This window comes from Lacihabitans lacunae (genome assembly GCF_042649125.1).
Classification (GTDB): Bacteria; Bacteroidota; Bacteroidia; order Cytophagales; family Spirosomataceae; genus Leadbetterella; species Leadbetterella lacunae.
Genome location: NZ_JBHRYQ010000001.1, coordinates 3033560 through 3056483, shown reverse-complemented (window position 1 = coordinate 3056483; position 22924 = coordinate 3033560). Strand labels below are relative to the sequence as shown.

The 22924-nt window shown below is 40.6% G+C and carries 17 protein-coding genes; 6 read left to right on the top strand and 11 right to left on the bottom strand.

Annotated features, from left to right (window positions below):
- Positions 1-11: 11 nt before the first annotated feature.
- From ACFOOI_RS13365 to dinB, 5 genes are all read right to left on the bottom strand, one after another.
- Positions 12-2102 carry a penicillin-binding transpeptidase domain-containing protein gene (locus ACFOOI_RS13365; protein ID WP_379838482.1) on the bottom strand — a complete coding sequence of 697 codons (2091 nt, stop codon included), beginning with the start codon at positions 2100-2102 and terminating at the stop codon, positions 12-14.
- A gap of 42 nt (positions 2103-2144) precedes the next feature.
- Complete coding sequence (locus tag ACFOOI_RS13360) at positions 2145-2522, bottom strand: FtsL-like putative cell division protein (RefSeq protein WP_379838481.1); 378 nt, start codon at positions 2520-2522, stop codon at positions 2145-2147.
- 144 nt (positions 2523-2666) lie between these two features.
- Entirely contained in the window at positions 2667-3605 is a 939-nt protein-coding gene (gene rsmH / locus ACFOOI_RS13355; RefSeq protein ID WP_379838480.1) for a 16S rRNA (cytosine(1402)-N(4))-methyltransferase RsmH, read from the bottom strand.
- Between the two features lie 73 nt (positions 3606-3678).
- The gene (locus ACFOOI_RS13350; protein ID WP_379838479.1) at positions 3679-4188 is read right to left on the bottom strand and encodes a DUF1761 domain-containing protein; all 510 of its coding nucleotides are present in this window, start codon (positions 4186-4188) and stop codon (positions 3679-3681) included.
- 69 nt (positions 4189-4257) lie between these two features.
- Positions 4258-5319, bottom strand: a complete 1062-nt coding sequence (gene dinB / locus ACFOOI_RS13345; protein ID WP_379838478.1) for a DNA polymerase IV — start codon at positions 5317-5319, stop codon at positions 4258-4260.
- 125 nt (positions 5320-5444) lie between these two features.
- Between dinB and ACFOOI_RS13340 the strand changes: the two genes are divergently transcribed.
- Together ACFOOI_RS13340 and ACFOOI_RS13335 are read left to right on the top strand one after the other, a co-directional pair.
- A complete protein-coding gene (locus tag ACFOOI_RS13340; protein ID WP_379838477.1) occupies positions 5445-7013 on the top strand; it encodes an N-acyl-D-amino-acid deacylase family protein in 1569 nt (522 codons plus the stop codon).
- A 110-nt stretch (positions 7014-7123) separates the two neighbouring features.
- Complete coding sequence (locus tag ACFOOI_RS13335) at positions 7124-8479, top strand: DEAD/DEAH box helicase (RefSeq protein WP_379838476.1); 1356 nt, start codon at positions 7124-7126, stop codon at positions 8477-8479.
- 117 nt (positions 8480-8596) lie between these two features.
- On the opposite strand, the gene ACFOOI_RS13330 is transcribed toward ACFOOI_RS13335, so the two are convergent.
- The 5 genes from ACFOOI_RS13330 to ACFOOI_RS13310 form a co-directional block, all read right to left on the bottom strand.
- Entirely contained in the window at positions 8597-9382 is a 786-nt protein-coding gene (locus tag ACFOOI_RS13330) for an HpcH/HpaI aldolase family protein (RefSeq protein ID WP_379838475.1), read from the bottom strand.
- Entirely contained in the window at positions 9383-10879 is a 1497-nt protein-coding gene (gene glpK, locus ACFOOI_RS13325) for a glycerol kinase GlpK (RefSeq protein WP_379838474.1), read from the bottom strand. It abuts the gene before it with no gap.
- A 112-nt stretch (positions 10880-10991) separates the two neighbouring features.
- Positions 10992-11963 (bottom strand): restriction endonuclease, encoded by a 972-nt coding sequence (locus tag ACFOOI_RS13320; RefSeq protein WP_379838473.1) that lies wholly within the window; start codon positions 11961-11963, stop codon positions 10992-10994.
- Positions 11964-12127: 164 nt separating this feature from the next.
- The gene (locus ACFOOI_RS13315) at positions 12128-12601 is read right to left on the bottom strand and encodes a GNAT family N-acetyltransferase (protein WP_379838472.1); all 474 of its coding nucleotides are present in this window, start codon (positions 12599-12601) and stop codon (positions 12128-12130) included.
- Between the two features lie 16 nt (positions 12602-12617).
- Positions 12618-13463: a 3-keto-disaccharide hydrolase gene (locus ACFOOI_RS13310; protein ID WP_379838471.1), complete on the bottom strand. Its 846-nt coding sequence runs from the start codon at positions 13461-13463 to the stop codon at positions 12618-12620.
- Positions 13464-13621: 158 nt separating this feature from the next.
- On the opposite strand from ACFOOI_RS13310, the gene ACFOOI_RS13305 reads away from it, so the two are divergent.
- The 4 genes from ACFOOI_RS13305 to ACFOOI_RS13290 all read left to right on the top strand — a co-directional run bounded on the left by ACFOOI_RS13305 (position 13622) and on the right by ACFOOI_RS13290 (position 20435).
- Entirely contained in the window at positions 13622-14143 is a 522-nt protein-coding gene (locus tag ACFOOI_RS13305; RefSeq protein WP_379838470.1) for a gluconate 2-dehydrogenase subunit 3 family protein, read from the top strand.
- A 6-nt stretch (positions 14144-14149) separates the two neighbouring features.
- On the top strand, positions 14150-15856 hold the full coding sequence (locus tag ACFOOI_RS13300) for a GMC oxidoreductase (RefSeq protein WP_379838469.1): 1707 nt from the start codon (positions 14150-14152) through the stop codon (positions 15854-15856).
- A gap of 374 nt (positions 15857-16230) precedes the next feature.
- Entirely contained in the window at positions 16231-19005 is a 2775-nt protein-coding gene (locus tag ACFOOI_RS13295) for a hypothetical protein (protein WP_379838467.1), read from the top strand.
- A gap of 308 nt (positions 19006-19313) precedes the next feature.
- Complete coding sequence (locus tag ACFOOI_RS13290) at positions 19314-20435, top strand: cysteine desulfurase family protein (protein ID WP_379838466.1); 1122 nt, start codon at positions 19314-19316, stop codon at positions 20433-20435.
- Positions 20436-21064: 629 nt separating this feature from the next.
- Here ACFOOI_RS13290 and ACFOOI_RS13285 read toward each other — a convergent pair.
- Positions 21065-22888, bottom strand: coding sequence for a M56 family metallopeptidase (locus ACFOOI_RS13285; RefSeq protein ID WP_379838465.1), 1824 nt, complete (start codon positions 22886-22888; stop codon positions 21065-21067).
- Between the last annotated feature and the right edge of the window lie 36 nt (positions 22889-22924).

Sequence of the window (22924 nt, the reverse complement as noted above, 5' to 3'; positions counted from 1 at the left end):
TGCAATAATGGTTATTTTAACACCAAAGCTACTATATTTTTTCCAACAAACGAATAGCCCCTAACTTTGCCAAATCCAGAGTATTTAACACGGTAGCCTTTGTTTTCAAGTAAAGGAAGTGCGTCTTTGAGCGACATCCCCATTAGTTCTTCTATGTTTTTGTCTGGATTAGTAGACTTCCACGCCAACGAGTCGTTTGATGTTCGGTAGGTTTTGGCAAATCCATCTTTTTCTACGGCAGTTTTTAAACCAAGCTTGTCAGATATTACACGGTGGTCTTGGCTTTTGCCTACTCCGTGATGAGCCGCTAGGTTTTCTTTATTTGCTTTAGTGATTGCCAATGGATGCATTGAAATGTCATAAGCAAAAACTTTGTCAGCGATGGTTCTGAAAACAGGGGCAGAAACATCCCCACCAAAAAGATTGGCTCCTTGTGGCTCGTCAATAACTACTATACAGGTATATTTTGGGCTATTTGCTGGGAAATATCCAATAAATGAGGTGTAATACATACCTTTTTTGTAATTGCCCGTTACTCGCTTTTGAGAAGTTCCGGTTTTACCGGCTATGCTACAGATTCCTTCTTTTACGTTTTTTGCGGTTCCATTATTTACCACGCCCTCCATCATTAGCTTTACTTTTTTAATGGTTTTTTCGGAGCAAATCGGACTACTTATTCTGTTTGCTTCTAGTTTTTCTATGGTTACGTTTCCTTGGCGTATTTCTTTTACTATTATCGGCTGTACCCACACACCATCGTTTGCAATGGCATTATAAAATGTCATCATTTGTATGGGCGTTATACGTGACTCATAACCGATAGACATCCACGGAACAGTGGTGCTACTAAATGTGGCACTTTTGGTGTTTTTTAGCAAAGGATACGGTTCACCTTTTAGCTGAAAACCAGACGGTTTGTCTAATTTAAACTCTTGCAAGTATTCGTAGTAGTCGCTTGAGGTGGTAAAGCCAAAATGCTTTTTCATCAACGTATAAATCCCAATGTTACACGATTGCTCAAAAATCTGTCTGATGGTTAAGTTACCGTGTTCATGCGAGCAGGTAAATGATAGCCCATTATGCTTAATTTCTCCGGGGCAGTTCACTCCAAAATCGTCGATGTTTAGATTTGTTTTTTCTAAAAGTGCCGCCATAGAGGCAAGTTTGAATGTGGAGCCTGGGTCGGTTCCGCCAATAACCGCATAGTTTTGGTCTTCTATGTATCTTATTTCGTTGTTGCTGGTTATCCGTGTTAAGTTCGCTATAGCCTTTATTTCGCCTGTGGCTACTTCCATTATTACGGCGGTGCCGTATTTGGCTTGGGTCTTAAATACCTGATTTTTTAGGGCACTCTCTACGATGTCTTGAAAATTGACATCAATGGTAGTGACTACGTCGAGTCCCGGTTCTGAGTCTATGTCTGACTCTGAGTTTACGGGCTTGTAAACTCCTCCGGCCATTCTTTCATAAAACCCTTTGCCGTCTTTGCCGCTTAGGTAATTGTCAAAACTAGCTTCTATTCCAAAAGCACCTTCTCTGCCATGCTTGCGGTCGAGTTTTCCTATGGTTCTGCTGGCTAGGTTATTAAATGGTAAAAATCTGAAGTCTTTGGTTTCAAACCTTCCCCCGCCTTTGTTTGCACCTTCTCTAAAAAGGGGAAAATTCTCTATTTCCATTTTTTCTATGTGGTCTACTCTTCGTCCCCCAAGTACCAAATAGCGTGATCTTTTCTTTCGGGCTTTGGTAATTTTTTCTTTGTATTCTAGTCGGCCCATATCTCCAAAAAACCGAGAAAGTAGAAACGAAAGAGAGTCTATGTTCTCTTCAAAAATTTTACTTTTGGCTTGTGATGGGTCAAAAATCGTAATGTATTTTGGAATTGACGTAGCCAACAAGCTTTTGCCGTCGCTGGCATATATGTTTCCTCTTGTAGCGTGTATTATACGCTCTTTGCGTTGAATGTCGGCCACTTTTGCCAGTAGCTCGTCTTTACGCGAGGTTTGTAAGTATATTATTTTTGCAAAAATCAATAAGGCCACAAAAATAATGACGGCCACTATGATGTTCGATCTGTTTTTAAACTGTTCTTTTATTGCAGACATGATTCACGGATTTTTATGAAGTAGTTATAGGAAAGCAAAGACTTATTTATTTACTGAAACCTTAATGGGAGGGTCAGCATTTCTTTCGAAACCATTTGTTTCTAATTTCTTCTCTACTTCTGACTGCTTGCTCGCAAAAAGATATTTTGACTTGTAGTAAATATAGGTTGCCCTTATTTCATTCACTTCTTTTTCGGTGGTGTGAAGTTTACGGATGAGCCCGTCGAAGTTGTGCTGAAAGAAAATATAGATTACCACCATGCCCGAAATCCAAAGCACTTTTTTAACTGAAGCGGGGCTTAGTTTTTCGTCTATTTCTAATTTCTGATTGATCCACTTAGCTAACTTGTCTAAGGGGTTTGTACGACTTCGCGAAGGCCGAGCCGGTTGGGCTGACTTCCTTGGGGTATTCTGAGACATTTCTAGTTAATTATTTAATTTAGAGACACATACGGTGACTCATAAAAAGCACGTGTTCAAAATTATATAAAATTTTGGACAGGTTTTTACAAAAATTCACAAAAATAAAGTGGACACTTCACAAAGGAATTTTTTTCGCTTGAATTACTTTTTTTCGGCTATTCTCAATTTCGCACTTCTCGCACGGGGGTTTAGGGCTATTTCTTCAGGACTTGCTTCAATAGGCTTACGGGTGATAGACTGAAGGGGTTTTATTTCATTTCCAAAAAAATCTTTTTCTACCTCGCCCGAAAACTTGCCGGAGCGTATGTAGTTTTTGACCGGTCGGTCCTCCAGCGAATGATAAGCCATCACTACCAATCGGCCTTCGGGAGCTAAAACCTCAGGTACCTGCTCTAAGAAATCTTCCAAAACCTTCATTTCTTCGTTTACTTCTATTCTGAGTGCCTGAAAAACTTGAGCAAAAAACTTGTGTTCTTTATGTCTAGGAGCAAATGATTGCAGTGCGTTTTTTAGATCATGAATGGTTTCTAAATGTGCTGAAGCTCTGGCGGTAGCTATGGCGTTTGCTACAGTTTTGGCGTTTTTTAGTTCGCCATACATTCCAAATATTTTATGTAAATCCTCTACCGAATATTCGTTTACCACCTCTTTGGCCGATAGTCCCGTGTTGGTGTTCATACGCATATCCAAGATAGCGTCAAACCTTGTAGAAAAACCTCTTTCGGGCGTATCTATTTGGTGCGATGAAATGCCAAGGTCGGCCAAAATGCCGTTTACTTGTTTTACCCCATGCACACGAAGGTATTTTTTTATGTGTCTAAAATTAGCCGCTATAAACGTAAAGTTTTCAGAAGTGATTTTTTCTGACTCCAAACGAGCGTCTGCGTCTTGGTCAAAACTATACAAATGACCTGTAGTGAGTTTTTCTAAAATTGCCCTCGAGTGGCCGCCACCTCCAAATGTTACATCCACATAAATGCCGGCCGGGTTTATGTTTAAACCCTCCAAACATTCTTTGAGCATTACCGGATAATGATACCTGTAGTCGTTTTCCAAAAGAATTACTGTTTTTTTAAACACAAAAGTACTGCTTTTACATAGAAAAGCAGTACTTTTTATTCTATTCGAGTCAAATTCTATTATCGCATGGTTCTTATTGCCAAGCACAAATAATTCCGCCCATTAGCGTTAAGCTCACCGCCCAATATCCTACATTTATAAAAATGTATTTCCAGCTTTTTCTTTCAAAAAGGCCATTGGTTCCGATTACAGGTAACACGATAAACAAGGCAAATAACAAACCATGGAAAGCTCCGTGCTTAAAGGTTCTAAATTCGTTGCCGTATTTTTCCATAAAAGCGGCAATGTCAGCTTCGGCCATAGTTTTGGCGGCCTCGTCGGTGCCCATCAGTTGGTGATTACAGATAGAGTACAGGTGCATTTGGTGAATAACCATCGGAAATACCGTAGAAGATAGCATGACTGCAAACAAAAACGCGAATCCAAAGATTTTGGCCATATTGGCTCCTTTCATTGACTCCTCGGTTATTCCGGCTTCTTGCATCCATACGTTACCGAATGTTTTGGGATTGTACCATAAAAAGCCAACGATAAAATTGACAAATGCGGCCGCAATAAGGGCCTTGATGTTCATAAGTTCCATAGTGATAGGGGTTAAATTTTGTTTAAACTTAACTTTTTTTTGTGAAACAATACGTAAATGCTATTTTTTTTAGAAACCGATACGCAGTTGCTTGTCTTGGTTTTCTTCCAAAAAATTAGACAGCCCGATTCCCAACAAACGAATACCCTTTGGAAATGGCACTAGGTTGTCTATCAAAAAATCAACAGTTTGGTCTATTTGGTCTTTATTCAAATACCCACTTTCGTAGGTTTTACTTCGGGTAATCGATTCGAAATCTTCGTACTTGATTTTAATGGTGAGTGTTTTTCCAATAAAATTATATTTGGCTATCCTTTTTAACAAAGATTCAGACAGCCGAAAAAGCTCTTCTTTGATGGTTTGGACGTCTATTAAGTCCTCCGAAAATGTATTTTCCACGCTAATAGACTTGGTTTCTCTCGAAGGCGAAACTTCTCTTCTGTCTTGTCCTCGGGCTATTTCGTAGTAATAGGAGCCTACTTTTCCAAACTTGCTTTTTAGAAATTCGAGCGACTGCTCCTTTAGTTGTTTTCCCGTAAAAATGCCGAAACTTATCATTTTCTCAGCCGTTACTTTTCTTATTCCGTAAAATTTATGGATGGGCAGCTTCTCCACAAAAGCCTCTGCTTGACTGGGTTTAATTACACACTGCCCGTTGGGTTTGTTTATGTCTGAAGCTGTTTTGGCCAAAAACTTGTTGTATGAAATTCCCGCAGATGCGGTTAGTCCCGTTTTTTCAAAAATCTTGGTTCTTATTTCAAATGCTATTTCGGTAGCTATTGGGTTGTTTTGCTTGTTTTCGGTTACATCCAGATAGGCCTCGTCTAACGATAGAGGCTCTATCAGGTCGGTATATTCGGCAAATATCTCTCTGATTTGTCTGGATACTTCTTTGTAGACTTCAAAACGCGGTTTTACAAATATCAGGGATGGACAAAGTCGCTTGGCAGTTACAGAAGGTAATGCGGACCTTACCCCAAATTTGCGAGCTTCGTAGCTTGCCGCTGCCACCACACCGCGGTCGGCACTTCCACCTACCGCCACGGGCTTGCCTCTTAGGTCAGGGTTGTCTCGCTGCTCCACCGATGCAAAGAATGCATCCATATCAATATGTATTATTTTCTTTTGCAAAGCGGAGTTTTGAAAATGAGTTTCTTTTGTGCAAATTTATATAAAAACTTTAGATGTAGTTTTTTGGGTATAAACTGCCTTTGCGTTTTTAAAGTTGCCTTGTTTTTAATCAAAATAGCCTAAAAATGAAAAAAGCTCTATTTTTTGTGTTGATGTGTAGTTCGGTTTTTGCTCAAAAATATGAAACCTGTATTCTGGATGGCCGAATAGTAGACGGAGCCGCAAATCCATGGTATAAGGCAGATTTGGGAATAAATTCTGGGGTCATAAGTTTTATAGGAAAAATAGATGCTCGTGACTGCAAAGTATTAGTAGATGCTCAAAACAACATTGTAAGTCCGGGTTTTATAGATGTACATACGCATATAGAAAGCCCCATAAAAGTTATTCCTACGGCTGATAATTTCATATATGACGGAGTTACTAGCCTGATTACAGGAAACTGCGGTAGTTCTGAACTTAACTTAAAAAGCTTTTTTGACACGCTTACTCAAATCGGCATTACACCCAATGTGGGTTCTTTTATTGGGCACAATAAGGTGAGGGCAGCCGTAATGAAAAATGTTTTTAGAGATCCTACTGAGGCTGAGCAAATGCAAATGGAGGCTTTGGTAGAAAAAGGAATGCGTGACGGTGCCGTTGGTTTGGCCACGGGCTTAATTTATATTCCGGGCACATACTCCAAAACACCTGAAGTGGTGGGCTTGGCTAAGGTCGCTTCCAAATACGGCGGCATTTATGCTTCTCACATCAGAGATGAGTCACACCACGTGCATGATGCCATACGCGAAGCCATCAATATTGGCCGTGAGGCAGATATTCCGGTTGAGATTTCACATTTCAAAATAGCTGCTAAAACCGCCTGGGGCAAAAGTTACGAAACTATAGGCTTGGTAGAAGACGCCAGAAAAGAGGGGATTGATGTAACCGTGGATCAGTATCCGTATACGGCCAGCAGTACAAATATGGGCACTTTGGTGCCTTCGTGGGTACATGCCGATGGCGACTCTGCCATGAACGAACGTCTTACTATCGAAGCATCGAGAAAGAAAATAGCGAAAGAGATGATAACGGGGCTAAAAAAAGACAACCGTAAAGATTTTAGTTATGCTGTTATTGCCCGTTTTGAACCAGACGCAAGTTATAACGGTAAAAGTATTTCTCAGATAAATAAAGACCTCGGCAGAAAAACCAATGCAGAAACAGAAGCTTTTTTAGTGATGGATTTGCTGAAAAAAGGCGGTGCTCAGATGGTGTTTCACAAAATGGATGAGTCTGATGTGGTTCAGATTTTGAAATACCCAAATACCATGATTGCCTCTGATGCGGGAGTTTATGAATTTGGTAAAAATATGCCGCACCCGCGTGGCTATGGTACCAATGCCCGGGTGTTAAGTAGGTATGTGAGAGAGCAAAAGGTACTTAACCTCGAAGAGGCCATCAGAAGGATGACTTCGCTGCCTGCTCAACGGATAGGATTACAAAACCGAGGGCTGCTAAAAGTGGGTTTTGCGGCAGATGTGGTGGTTTTTGATGAAAATATAATTGAAGACAAAGCGACTTTTGAGTCGCCTCATGCCTACAGCGAAGGTTTTAAAATGGTGATGGTAAATGGAAAAATAGTGCTACAAGATGGAAAAACCACCAATGAAAGACCTGGGGTGATATTGTATGGCAAAGCCAAAATTGACTAGGAGGGTTGTGGCGTTTTAGTATTATGATTTTAAGACACCTTTTCATTAATGTACTTAAATAAACACTTTTAAGAACCTTCTTGGGTATCTTTGTGGTTCAATTAAGAATTATGGAAAACTCATTTAATAAATTTGAACTCAATAAGCAGCTTTTGATGGCCATAGAAGATATGGGCTACACGGAGCCAAGTGAGATTCAAGACAAAGCAATTCCGTTGATTATGGAAGGGCACGACGTGCTCGGAATAGCTCAGACCGGCACCGGAAAAACCGCAGCATTTTTGCTTCCAATTTTAATGAAGGTTAAGTATGCACAGGGTATGTTTACCCGCTGTGTGATATTTGCTCCTACTCGTGAGCTAGTGATGCAGATAGACGCCGCCATTACTGACTTGGCTAAGTATACCGATATCAGACATGTATCTTTATATGGTGGCCTTGGTCCCAAAACTCAGATAGAAAAACTAAAAGCAGGTGTAGACATTATAGTGGCCACTCCGGGTCGTTTTATGGACCTTTACCTTTTGGGTGAAATACCGACCAAAGAAATCAAATATTTGGTTTTAGACGAAGCAGATAAAATGATGGACATGGGCTTTATGCCTCAAATTCGTAAAATATTAGAGGTAATTCCTCGTAAAAGGAAAAACTTGTTGTTCTCGGCTACTTTTGAGCCTAGAGTTGAGAAACTTTCTGAGGAGTTTTTGGAGGCACCTATTAAAGTAGAAATATCTCCTTCTGCCACTGCTGCTGATACGGTTACACAGTCGCTGTATCATGTGCCAAATTTTAAAACTAAAATTAACCTTTTGGGGCATTTGCTAGACTCCAATGTGATTTCGAGGGCGATAGTTTTTTGTAGAACTAAGACCGTAGCCGATAACGTCTATAAGTTTTTGGAAAGAAAAGTTTTGGGCAGTAGCAATGTACGTGTTATACACGCCAACAAAGGACAAAATACGCGTATTAACGCTGTAGAAGACTTCAGAAATGGTAATATCAGAGTTTTGGTATCTACAGATGTGGCCGCTAGGGGTATTGACGTAAATGCCGTGAGTCACGTAATTAACTTTGATGTGCCTTTAATTTACGAAGACTACGTACACAGAATTGGGCGTACGGGTAGGGCCAAACTTGAGGGCGAAGCCATCACATTTATGATTCCTTCGGAGGAATATCATTTGAATAAGATTCAGAAAATTATCCGCACTACTATTCCATTATTGGAGATTCCGAAGGGGGTAGTGATAGAAGAAACGCCATTTGAAGAGTCGCAGGCTATATTGAAAGAAATAGACGAACAACGCAAAAAAGAAGACCCAACTTTTATGGGTGCCTTTCATGAAAAGAAAGCTAAAAATATGCGTTTTGATAAACCAAAAGGTGGAGGTGCTTCTAAGCCCAAAAACAAGCCGAAGTCGCCAGGCAGTAAGCCAAGGCCAAAGTCGAGTTTTAAGAGAAAATAATTAATTTGGCGATTATAATCCCCGATTTTGTATGAATTTGGGGATTATGTTCCCTGAATTCATAAAAATAGCCTCCAAATTAAGGATTTGGAGGCTATTTTAGTTTTTGGTAATATCTCAATAATCTCGGGAAGGCTTATTGTTTTCTAAGCCCTGAAACTCCGAAAGTGTATTTTTTGCAAAGGCTTTTAGGGCAGAAGAATCATTGATGATCGTCACGAACTTGTAGCCCATTTCGGTAAAGATTTTGGCATTCTGTGGTGAACCTGCATGTATACCGCAGACCAAATTGTGCTCTTTGGCTACCTCCACTATTTCCTTTAATATTTTCATAAAAGAAGCATCTTCGAAGTCGGCAAATTTGGTGTAACCCAATGAAATGCTGAGGTCCCAAGGTCCCACATAAAAGCCGTCGAGATTCGGCACTTTGGCCATCTCTCTTATGTTTTTTAGGGCATCGGGCGTCTCTATCATAGCCAAAGTTATGGTCTTTTGATTTGCCATTGCGGCATAGTCTTCGCCGTATATTTGACTCGCACGCGTAGGGCCATAGCTTCTATTTCCTTCGGGGTAATATTTGGCTGCCTTCACAAATGCAGCGGTTTCCTCAGCTGTATTTAACATCGGACAGATGAGCCCAACCACGCCCGCATCAAGCATTCGCATGATAAACGCCGGGTTGTTTTCGGGAAGCCTTACAAACGGAACAGTGGCTGTGGTAGCAATGGCTTGGAGCATGGGTAATATTACGCTGAGGTCATTTGCCAAACCATGTTGGGCATCTATGGTCATGACATCAAAACCCGCATGGGCCATTATTTCTGCTGTCCATGCGTTCGGTATGCTTATCCATGCGTTAGTTGCCGTTTCTGATTTTTCCCACAGGGCCTTTATGTCTATCATTTAGTCCTCCCAGTTTTTAGATCTTTCTATCGCCTTTTTCCATCCAGCACGGTATCCGTCTCTTTGTGTTTCTTGCATGTTTGGTTCCCATTGCTTGTCTATGCCCCAGTTTTCTAGTAAGTCATCGGTGTTTTTCCAATATCCTACCGCCAAGCCTGCTGCATATGCGGCTCCCAATGCGGTGGTTTCAATCATTTGAGGTCTGATAACGGGCACTTTTAGCATGTCCGACTGAAACTGCATCAGTAGCTCATTGACCACCATTCCGCCATCTACTCGTAGTGAGCTCAACTCTATTTCGGCGTCTTTTTCCATGGCTTCTAACACATCCAAGGTCTGGTATGCGGTAGCTTCTAAAGCGGCTCTTGCTATGTGGCCTTTGGTTACATAGCGGGTTAGTCCTGCTATCACGCCTCGGGCTGAGTTTTCCCAATAAGGTGCATATAGACCTGAGAATGCAGGCACAAAATAGGCTCCGCCGTTGTCGTCCACACTAGCTGCTAAGGTCTGAATATCGCTGCTGTTTTTTATTATTCCCAAATTATCTCTCAGCCACTGTACCAAGGCTCCGGCTATGGCTACTGAGCCCTCTAATGCGTAGTGAACCGGTTGGTTTTCAAATTGATAGGCCACAGTGGTGAGTAGGCCATATTTCGATGGGATCGCTTTTGTGCCTGTGTTAAGTAACATAAAGCACCCTGTGCCATAAGTGTTTTTTGCCTCACCGGGTTTAAAACAAGTCTGCCCTACAAGTGCGGCTTGCTGATCTCCCAAAATACCGGCTACGGGTACGCCCGCTAGCGGCTCCGAAACTATTTGGCCATACACCATACTGCTTGGTTTAATGGCAGGAAGCATAGCTAAGGGAATATTCAGTTTTTCTAAAATCTCAGCATCCCATGCTAAGGTTTTGAGGTCCATGAGCTGTGTTCTGGAAGCGTTGGTTACGTCAGTAAGGTGAATTCCACCATGGATGCCTCCCGTTAGGTTCCAAACCACAAAAGAGTCCATGTTTCCAAAAATGGCATCTCCTTTTTCCGCATCTGCTCTCAGTCCCTCCACGTTTTCTAACAACCATTGGATTTTTAGACCACTAAAATAAGTTGCCAATGGAAGCCCCGTTTTGTCTCTAAACCAGGCCGAGCCAATTTCTTTTTCTAGTTCGTCTACGCGTTTTCCTACTCGGGTGTCTTGCCACACGATGGCATTATAGTATGGTTTACCGGTGCGTTTGTTCCATACCAATGTGGTTTCACGTTGGTTGGTGATTCCGCAGGCCTCTACATTTTCTATTTTGATTTGTTTCTTAATTCTTGCTTGGGCTATTACCTCTTGGGTGTTTTGCCAAATTTCAGATGAATCGTGCTCTACCCAGCCCGGTTGGGGGTAAATCTGCTTGTGTTCTTTTTGTGCTACGGAAACTATTTGTCCTTTTTTGTCAAAAAATATACAGCGGGTACTGGTTGTACCTTGGTCTATTGATGCGATTAATTTCATTTAAGGTTGGTTTTTGTTATTAAAATTCAATTTAGTGGAAAATTGGTTTAGAATAAACTATTCATTCGAAATGATTAGGTGAATGTGGTTAAAAAATGGTTGTTTGTTTAAACTAGAATTTTTCTAAACCTACAGTTACAATCATTTCTGCTAAGTCATCTCCATTAATTACTCTAATTCCATTTTTATCGGCCAAATCTTGAGCAGTTTCTGTAAATGTCCCTGAAGTTACTACCCAACCGAAGATTGGTTTAGAATTATCAGGATTATCGATTTTAATTGCTTCAATTATTTGGTTTACGGCCAATTCGTCTGAATTTTTTTTGTGTTTTTTTACTTGGACATATATTTGAATTCCTAAGTGTACAAAATTTGCTAATATATCAACATCTGCAATTGATCCTTTATATCTAGTTTTTGCGGGTATTTCACTTGTTGATGCTCCAAGTCCTAACATTAATTGTTTAACTAATTCTTCAAATTTTCTGTCATCTAAGTATGCTTCTTTTGATACCAAGAATTCTGTTACTTTATGCTTTAAGCTTTCGTTTAATTGGTTTTTAAAGGTTGGAACGCTTCTCTTTTTTGAAGATATAATTGCTAATTCAATGTCATCAATTAAATCTGATGCATTGACACAAGTTCCTTGATATTTTAGCCTTGAGATTAAACCTGAACCGCAATATTCTCTTAATATTGGCTTACTGTCATTTAACCATTTTACTTTTCTTCTAATTGAAGTATCTTCATTAATTTTATCTTCTAAGTAAATATTGTCACTTTCGACTTTCCCAATATAAAATGCTTTTGATATTGGTATAATAACAGTATCTCCAATGTTAATTTCTCTTATAAATCTCCACATATATCCTGTGGCTTGCCCTAAAGAATATGGATTTTCTTCATATTGAGGATAATATGATTCCTTTATTTTTTGTTTAAAGTCTTCTCTATTTAATGTTTTGTCGAAAAGAATATCTTTCGTCTTTGACCAACCGATAACTATTTGGTCTTCTTTTAAAATCTCATTTAACCTATTTGTTCCACTTGGATTACATCTTATAATAAAAGCTTGTTCTTTCATTGTTATCTTTTTTTAATGAATTAATTTAATTTTTATATTCTGAAGAATTTTAACCCATATTTATTAAGAGAATATCAAGAGTTGAATTTTAAAGTTTTACTTCAGATTTTCTGTTTGAGTAAAACAAACAAAAAGAGGACTTTTTAAATAAGTAATTAATGACTTTACAATGTAGTTTGTTCTTTCATCTCTGTATAAATATCCGGTCGGGAAATTTGCATGATTCTGTCTGGGAATTTTGGGGAGTTGAATCCAAATTTTTTATATAGTTCGTGTGCGTCTTTGGTACCCAATAGCCATGTCCGCAAGTTTTTAAATTCTGGAATAGACATGATGCATTCCATCAAAAACTTAGAGAGGCCATTCCCCCTAAATTCTTCTAAAACAAACACATCGGCCAAATACCCGAAAGTAGTTTGGTCTGTCACTACCCTTGCATACCCGATTTGCTGATTTGGCTTTAAATAAATGCCAAAAGTCACTGAATGCTTTGCGGCATTTTTGACTATATCCATCGGGATTTTTTCTGACCAATAAGAACGTGATAAATAACAATAAACGACATCAAAATCAATCAGATTTTTGTCTGTACTGATAAAGTATTCGCCTTTCTCAAATGTGTAATTTTCTAAAAACATGGTGTGGTGTGATTATTTAAAATTTACAACTTTCATCATCCGCTTCCACATAATAATCCTTATAGTTTTTGGCTTTTTTGTTCATGCAGCCTTTTAGATTTAGCAGTTCCACCTTTCTGAATTCTATCGGGTGGCTTTCGCTTTGGAGCGATATTGAGCCTTCTTTTAGCATCATGCCATCTTTTTTAAACAATGGGTCAAAACCACTCACTACGCCGCCGCCAATGCTCGGTTTGGTATAGGTCAAAACCAGCTCGCCGTTTACATAATGCTTGATCAGTGAGTCTCCCAAAACTTCTACTTCGGCTCTTACCCATTGGTCGCCGTCGTATGTTTTTGAGGTAGAGTTTATACAGTGTCTTTCGTCAAATTTTCCTTCGAAAAACACATTGGTGCCGGGTGTGCAAAGGTTGCAGTTTGTACGAGTTTTTCCGTCAGATTTGCCACCTAAAAGCTGTACCTCAATCGAAATCGGGAAGTCTTGGTCTTTGAGCATACTAGCTGCCGGCTGACCGTGGATCATGATGCCGCTGTTTCGGTTTGCCCAGCCTTCTCCACCTTTGGCTTGCTCGCCTATAAATCTATATTCTACGGCTATTTTGTAGTATGAATACGGTTTTTTATAAAACAAATGTCCATATCTAAAATCAAACGGGTCGTAGGCATCGTAGTTAACCACAATGTTGCCATTTTTAACCTGAAAAGTTTTTCCGAAGTTGTCATTGAGCTCGTAACCTCTGATTTTTATGTCCCAGCCGTCGAGGTTTTTACCGTTAAAAAGTTGCGTCCATTCTTTTTGTGGGGCAGATATTTGAGCGGTGGCTTGCAAGGCTATCAAAACCAAGAAGAGTAATTTTTTCATTTTTTAGTATTTAAAGTTTCATGAAATACAAATGTGTGTTTTTTTAGAACAAAAACATACATTCGGCCCGATTAAATCATTTTGTGATTTTAAATTTTATAGGCACCATATTTTTTTCTAAATTTAAAGGTTATTTCAACCTTGTTAATTACTTATCTATGAAAAGAAGAGAAATGTTCTCTACCCTCGGCGTGGGCCTGATGACCACTTTGAGTCTCCCCGCTTGGGCCAATGGCTGGACCGCCAAAAAACTACCCAAACATGCTTTAAGTCTAAATTTGATTCAGTCTTCGGTGTTAGAAGACCTGTCAGAAACCATTTTGCCTGAAACTGACTCGCCGGGTGCCAAAACCTTAGAAATACCGAAGTTTATTGAAACCATGGTGGCGGATATGTATACACCTGCCGACCAAAAACGATTTAAAGATTCGCTTCTGAAAGTAGAGGATATTTCTAAGTTATTATATGGAAAACCGTATTTAGAATGTTCGAAAGAGCAAAAACTTAACTTATTACAGGGCTTAAATATTTCTTCTGACAAAGACCAAAAATGGTTTTTTGATACCACAAAAGGCCTTACGGTACGTGCCTATACTTCTTCTGAATATTATTTGACCGAGGTAGCCAAATTTGAGTTTGCTCCGGGTCGCTATTATGGCTGCGTGCCGCTAAATTCTTAAAGATAAATGAACATAGAAAATAAAAAGAAAAGAACCTTCGACGCTATCGTGATTGGTTCGGGAATAAGTGGCGGTTGGGCTGCGAAAGAACTTACGGCCAAAGGCCTAAAAACATTGGTGCTGGAGCGAGGAAAAGACGTGAAACACATAGCGGACTATCCCACTACTATGAAACAACCTTGGGAGTTTGAGCACCTTGGCCAAATGCCTCTTGCGGTGAGAGAAGAGAATCCGATTATTAGCAAATGTTATGCGTTTCACGAAGGAGCGGCACATTTTTTTGTAAAAGATAAAGAGCAACCTTACATACAAGAAAAGCCCTTTGACTGGATTAGAGGCTACCAGGTAGGGGGTAAGTCCTTACTTTGGGCCAGACAAACGCAGCGTTGGAGCAAGTATGATTTTGAAGGTCCTGCCCGTGACGGTTTTGCGGTGGAGTGGCCAATCGGTTACGACGATATCGCTCCGTGGTATAGCTATGTAGAAAAATTTGCGGGTATTTCGGGAAACAACGACGGCATTGATGCTTTGCCAGACGGCGAGTTTTTGCCCCCACACGAAATGAACTGTGTAGAAGATTATTTTAGTCAAAAAGTAAGTCAAAAATATGGCGGTAAAAGGCACGTGATAATGGGCCGCTGTGCTCATTTAACTAAGCCAAACCAGATTCACTATGACCAAGGCCGTGCCCAGTGTCAAAACAGGGCTATTTGTGAGCGTGGTTGCCCGTATGGTGGATATTTTAGTAGCAACGCTTCCACACTTCCATGGGCGATGAAAACTGGCAAAATGACACTTAAGGCCGACAGTATCGTACATTCAATAATCTACGATGAAAAATTAGGTAAGGCCTCAGGAGTAAAAGTAATAGATGCCCATACAGGCGAAATGACGGAGTATTATGCAAGAATAATTTTTGTGAATGCGGCGGCATTAAATACCAATTTGATTTTATTGAATTCCATATCTTCGAGGTTTCCGAATGGCCTTGGTAACGACAGTGGTGTGTTGGGTAAATATGTGGCTTTTCACAATTACCGAGCACGAGTATCGGCTGAGTTTGATGGATTTTTAGACAAAACCACCGAAGGCAGAAGGCCCAATAGCCCGTATATTCCGAGGTTTAGAAATGTATATAGCCAAGAAACCAACTTCCTGAGAGGATATGCGGCGGGTTTTAATGCAAGCAGAATCTCGTACCAAAGCCACGACGGAATAGGCGAAAACTTAAAAGATAATTTGGGTAAAACCCAATACGGCGGCTGGCACGTAGGCTCGCACATGATGGGCGAAACCATTCCAAAGGAAAGCAACTACGTTTCGCTAGACCAAAGTCTGAAAGATCCTAACGGAATGCCTCAGTTGAGAATTTCGGTAGACTATGACGACAACGACGAAAAGATGGTGAAAGATTACCTCGAGCAAATGACCGAGATGTTTGAAGGTGCTGGCTTTACAAATATCAAAACACACGATAGTAAGCAAGCTGCCGGTTTAGATATTCACGAAATGGGCGGCGTGCGTATGGGCAAAGACCCTAAAACCTCTATGCTGAATGAGTGGAATCAGATGCACGCCTGCAAAAACGTTTTTGTGACGGACGGAGCTTGTATGACCTCTACTTCTACCCAAAACCCTTCGCTGACTTACATGGCATTTACGGCCCGTGCGGTAGACTATGCAGTAAAGGAAATGAAAAAAAAGAACTTGTAAGATACGGCTTTAGCAATAGCATTTAAATCTCTCAAAGTGAATGAAATACATTCGTTTTGGGAGATTTTTTTTGTTTACTGTTTCTTAATATTGGTTTAATATTCAGATAAAGTAGTGGGAGTAGTTTTGCAGAAAAAAAACGATGACTTCTAACATCTTGAAAATAGTACGTGAGATTTTCGCTAAGTGGGGCTTTTTAATAGTGTTTATACTCTTTTTGGGTTTTTACTATGCCCAACCTATTCGTTAATTTTTTCTTTTTAGAAACACACAAAGAGCTGTTTTAGAAATGGCTCCCTTCTGGTAATTTTAGATTTTCTGTGTTATCTTTCTTTCTCAAATTACATTTGATTATTCATCTCAAACCATTCGCCATGAAAGTCCTGAAAGTACTGGGTTTGTCTGTTTGTTTTTTTGCAGCCAAAGCTCAAGTTCAATATGAAATAACCGCCCCAGCAGGTAAAAAATATACCCAAATAGTACCCAATGGAGAAACCATAATTCCAAACGGAAGGATACTGTCGCCGCTGGGTAAAACCTACCTGACCGCTCCGCATCCTTATGGCTTGGTGCTTAGCAAAGACGGCGACATCGCCATTACTGCCAATTCGGGCATAAATCCATTTTCTATAAATATCATAAAGGGCTTAAAGTCAGGTAAAACCAAAGTGATGCAAATACCCGAAGGGGCCAAAACAGACAACGGAATTTTGGAGGCGTGTTTTATGGGTTTGGCCATAAATAAAACCAATACCGTGGTGTATGTGGCTGGGGGCGAAACCAACGAGGTGCACATGTTTAGTGTTTCTACCGGCAAAAAACTAGGGGTTATTGACTGTGCCGTAAAGGTCGGCGATCAAGACTATACCCACGGCTACTTGGGCGACATGGTGCTGGCAGACGATGACCGCACACTTTTTGTGGTAGACCAAATCAACTTTAGGTTGGTAGTTATTGACCTTTTAACCAAAAAAATAACAGCCAATTTGCCTACTGGCAGGTACCCGTTTGGGGTTTCGCTCACGCCTGATCAACGAACTTTGGCAGTGGCCAATGTAGGCGTTTTTGAATACAAGCCATTTACGGATATTGATAAAAATAACCTCAAAGAAACCGCTCATGCATGGCCTGCAACTAAATATGGTTCTGAAGAAATGATTAAGGGAATACCCGAAAAAGGCGTTGAGCCACTGGGTGACCCAAACTCAGACATGGCTTTTTCGGTCTGGATGTATGATGTTTCGAAGTTTACTAAAAAGACCAAACAAGACCCAACTGAGAATATTAGAAAAGTGAAGACGGGTTTTTTGGTTGGGCAACTCATAGAAGACATGCCCGCGGTAGGTGGAAGCAGCCCAAATTCGGTAGTGATGACAAACGACCGCCTGTTTGTTTCAAATGGCAATAACGACTGCGTGTCTGTGATAGATATTAAGAGCGGTGCCGTCACAAAAAACATTAACCTAAATCCCGATCCGCGTCTTGGGAATTTGCGTGGTTTGATTCCTTTTGGCATCACACTGTCGCCCAATAAAAAACGTGCGTTTATAGCCCTTGCGGGAATAAATGCAGTGGGTGTGATAGATACCGAAACCTTAGAAGTGAAAGGGTTTATACCTACGGCTTGGTTTCCGAGTAAGTTAAAAGTTACGCCTGATGGCAAACAACTGGTAGTGGCAAATGCCAAGGGTTTTGGTAGTGGGCCTAACGGCGGTTCTAAGTTTAAGATGGGTGCCGAAGGTAGTTATATTGGCAGTCTGATGAAAGGCGTGGTGACGGTATTTGATATACCAAGCGATGCCGAATTGGTTGGTTTAACTCAAAAAGTAATTAGCAATAATTTTAAATTTTTAGATATTTCAAAGGTTGATAATCAAGCAAGTAGTGTTATTCCTACTAAACCCTTGGAGCCTTCTGAAAATATCAAACACATAGTTTTTATTTCGAAAGAAAACCGAACGTACGACGAAGTCTTTGGGCAATTGCCTACCGGAAATGGAGAGGCCGAACTTGCGAGATTTGGACTAAACCGAACGGTGAAAAACAGGTCAGGAGACTCGACAGTTATGCATGCCGATGTGATGCCTAACCACTATGGGCTGGCCAAGAGATTTGCGATTTCTGACAATTTTAATTGCGACTCTGACGTGTCTGCCGATGGGCACCGCTGGTTGGTAAATACCTATCCAAACGAATGGGTGGAAACAAATACTGCGGCATCTTATGGAGGCAAAAAAAGCATGAGAGAAAACTCAAATGCACCGGGCAACTGGTCTATCTATGGCTCGGCGGGTAGTATTTATCCCGAAGACTATAACGAGGCGGGCTCGCTGTGGGAGCACATGGAACGAAACAACAAAGACCTTTTTAATTTTGGTTTTGGGGTAGAAATGGCCGGTGCGTTTTCTGACAGCACCATGAAATATACCGGAGAGCTGTATACCATCAATTATCCCGTGGCTGGGCCGCTTTTTGATAAGTCATCCAAGACGTTTCCTACCTATAACATGGCCATCCCCGATCAGTTTAGGGCCGATGAATTTATCCGGGAGTTTAACGAAAGATGGACTCAAAAGAACAATTTACCCTCGCTTATTACCCTACAGTTGCCAAACGACCACGGTTCAAAAGAACGCCCTGCGGCGGGATTTCCTTTTCAAGAGAGCTACATGGCAGACAATGACCTGGCTTTGGGTCGGGTGATTGAGTTTTTGTCTAAAACCGAATATTGGAAAAACATGCTCATCATCGTAACTGAAGATGACCCCCAAGGTGGCGTAGACCATGTAGATGCCCACAGGAGTATTTTGATGGCGATTTCGCCCTATGCCAAGAAAGAATATGTGGCCAATACCCATTATAGTTTTGGGTCAATATTTAAGACTTTTTGGAAGGTGTTGGGTATTCCGTATCTCAACCAATACGATGCTGGGGCCACCGACCTCAGAGACATGTTTACCAACAAGCCTGACTTTTCGCCATACAATGCCCTGCCTGCAGATATTCGGATTTTTGACCCGCAGAAGGCCCTTGATCCGTTTGATGAGAAATTTGACTGGAAGGCATTTAATGAGTCAGAAGAACTAGATAAAACCGAAACCATGCAAAAACGCCGTGCCGAAGACGACAAACACGAAAAGCGAAACTAAGGAGTGGTTTTTAGGTTAATGTGAGGGTGGTTTATGTTTTCTTGATGTTTGGCCGTAAGTTATTTGTAATGAGTCTGTTGTGAAGGGCACTTTCATTTTGCACAGAATTTATTTTCAATTTACACAACAATTATTTTCATTTTGCACAAAAACGCACCTTTGTTTTTGACTTAGAATTGTTTGGTTTTAAACAAAAAAGGTGCCTTTCAGATTATTGCATTTTGTATTTATCAAAAACGAAATGCTCAATTGCTTGTGGCGATTGGACTGAAAAGTTTAAATTTGATTTTATTAAAAATTGTGATTTTTTGAAAAACCTCCCGATATATCTCGATTACGCCGCTACCACTCCCGTGGCCGAAGAAGTTTTGGCCGATATGCTGCCTTATTTCTCATCGGTTTTTGGAAATCCGTCTAGTCGGCATCACGCCTTTGGGTGGTTTGCGGAGGAGGCCGTTGATACGGCTTTAAGTCAAATCTCGGAAAGTTTAGGTGTACTCAAATCTGAAATCGTTTTTACTTCAGGAGCTACGGAGTCTATCAATTTGGCTTTGAAGGGTTTTTTGTCTCAAAATATTGATTACAAATTGATTACAATTAAGACAGAGCACAAAGCTACGTTAGATGTGGCCCAACAGTTGGCCGTTACTGGGCGAGAAATAGTGTATCTGGATGTTGATTCAGACGGGAATATTTCCATAGAAACTCTAGAAAAAGAATTGCAAAAAGGGCCTGCCTTGGTAGCGTTACTTTGGGTCAATAACGAAACAGGGCTCATTCACCCGATTGATGAGATAGGTGCATTGGTGCATCGCTATGGAGGGAAAGTGCATGTAGATGCTACGCAAGCGGTGGGCAAAATGCCGCTTAACTTTAAAGAAATGCAGATAGATCTGTTGAGTTTTTCGGCACATAAAATCTACGGACCTAAAGGTGTAGGAGCTCTTTTGGTTAAAAAAGACATAAAAATAGCCGCTCAAATAGCAGGCGGAGGTCATCAAAGAGGCCGAAGAAGTGGCACGCTCAATGTGCCCGGCATAGTGGGTTTGGGCAAGGCGGTAGAACTTTCGGTAAAAAATCTTAACGAAAATCATGCTCATTTGCATAGCCTAAAAACTAGATTTGAAGAAAAAGTAATTGGTTTGGGAGGGAAAATAAACTCGGCGGGCGGAGAAAGGGCCGTTCATATTTCTAATATATGTTTTGTAGGAAAAGACGGAGAAGACCTGCTAATGAAACTCCACAAAATAGCTATTTCAAACGGTTCTGCCTGTAATTCTGCCAGCACGCTGCCTTCGCATGTGTTAAAAGCCATGGGCTACTCAGACGCCGACGCGTATAGTAGTTTGAGGTTTAGCTTTGGCGTAAATACCAAAACTGAAGATATCGACATGGCTTTAGAGCACCTGGCGGAGGTGATTTTTCAATGATTTTTTTAACCACATAGTTCACACTAGGGAAATACCACATAGGTATATAGTTATTAAGGAAAGTTGCACTATGTTTTCTATGTGAAAACTTTAGAGTTTGTATATTTATGATAACTATATGTTTAACTTTAAAAGTATTTTTTTTAACCACATAGCTCACATTAGGGAAATACCACATAGGTACATAGATTTTAAGGAAAGTTGCTCTATGTTTTCTTAGTGAAAACTTTATAGTTTGAATAGCTATGATAACTATGTGTTTAAGTTTAAAAGTATTTATTAACCACATAGTGCACACTAGGGAAATACCACATAGGTACATAGTTATTAAGGAAAGTTGACCTATGTTTTATTAGTGAAAACTTGAGAGTTTGTATATATATGATAACTATGTGTTTAACTTTAAAAGTATTTTTTAACCACATAGTTCACACTAGGGAAATACCACATAGGTACATAGTTATTAAGGTAAGTAAAGCTATGGTTTCTATGTGAAAACTTTAGAGTTTGTATATCTATGATAACTATGTGTTTAAATTAAAAAGTATTTTTTTGCCACATAGGTATATAGTTTTTTGAAAAAAATACACAAAAAAAACGCCGCTCAGTTACGAGCAGCGATTTTTCAGTTAGTCTTTTATCGGCACTGGTGGTGCAGGCGGCATTTTTGGTACAGGTGGAACCTGATGCACACCATCCTTATTTTTTACTTTATTTTTGGGTGCCTTTGGAGCTTTCGGTGCTTTCGGAGCCTTGGGCGGTTTTGGTGGCTTTGGAGCATCTTCCATGCTTTTTTGTACACTGTTTCGGATATTTTCTGGTAAAAGGCTCAACACTCCCTCAACCTCAGCATCAAGTTCTTGGCTCAGTTTTTCTATAGGAGCTTCGTATGCCTGAATCTTCCTTTCCATTTCCTCAAAAGCAGGATTGTTCTCCTCCATTTTGTCTGTAAATACACTCATTTCATCTTCTAAAGCCTCCATCTTTTTCTCATATTCGGCTATCTCTTTGTTCATTTTTTGTGAGATCTTCTCTCTCTCTTTTTCAGTAAGACCCTTCTTGTTCATTTGGCTGGCATATTTTGAAGAGATTTCGCCAATCATTTGACCAACCTCACTCATCTGCTGGGATATTTTCTGCATAGACTCTTGGTTTTGAACCACATACATCTGCGATACCGCCTGACTTATCTTTTGAGATTCCTCTTGAATGTGACCCGTAGCCGCATTTATCTCCAGATGCTTTTTGTTAATGGCCGCCAGGTGCATTTTTAGTTTCTCTTGGTCTTTAACTTCTACTTCTTTTCCATTAAAAAACACCTTGTCATCGCGTATCTCAAAATCGTTTTGTTCGTCTTTTATACTGATTTTAAAACTCTCCTCTCTCGTAGTGTCTGACTTAACTCCTTTTATATCAATGGTTTTTACTTCGATCGGAGTTTCTTTTTGCTTCGCTTTGGTTTTGGGCTCTTCGGCTTTAATTTGGGCAAAAGTCATGAAAGATACAAAAAGTCCAAGCACCAATATCATGCTTTCTTTGGTCAGGTTTTTGGGCTGATGCACACCTACTATTCGCTGCACACGCTCTAGTAAGGTATATTTTTTCTTTCCAAAAGCCATAGCCAGTTGCGGGGCAGAGGCTCCCTCTTGGAGTTGTACCAAAGTCTTGGCCAACAAAATACGGTTTCCGCTCACCTGAAGGGCCATGTCATCGCAGCAGTTTTCGCGTTCTTTGCGTATCTGAGCCGACAGCAGCCACAAAGCAGGGTGGAAAAAATACAGCACATCGAGCACCGACTGTAGCCCATTAAATAGGAAGTCGCGGCGTTTGAGATGGGCCAGTTCGTGAGCCAAAATAGTGGCCAACTGCTCCTCCGAAAAGCCCGTTACGATGCTCATCGGAATCAGGATTACGGGTTTTAAAACCCCCATAATCATCGGTAAGGTCACCAAAGTAGACACCCGCACGCTCACCTGCTGACTGATGTTCATTTTGGCTTTCAGGCTGCTTACCAAAAGCGTTAGTTTCTCGTCTACTTGGTTTTTAGGGTGGTTTTTGAGTTGATTTACCCACACATAGCCCATGGCCAGGCGAGCAAACAAAATCACACAGCCCAATGCCCACATACCTACAAACACAGGCAGATTGGCCTGCAAAAACACCAAGAAAGCCTGTAAACTGCTCGTAACTTTGGGAGCCATAGCCACACCCTGAAACGCCTGAGCCTCGGTAGGGCTCAGCGAATACAAATAGCCAAAAGTGAGGATACTTGCCACAAACTGAAGCAAGAGTAGCCCCATGCCGGTCCAATAGCGGAGGTTGGCTTTTTTGGTAAAAATACCCACCACAAAATAAACCAATACTACAGCCAGTATTTGCCACAAAGCATGCACTAAAGTCCAGCCGAGGGCTTTCGCCAGCGGATTTGAGAATAATTCGGTTAGATTTTCCATTGTTTTAAATACCCCAGTGCCTAAGCATCGAGGGTT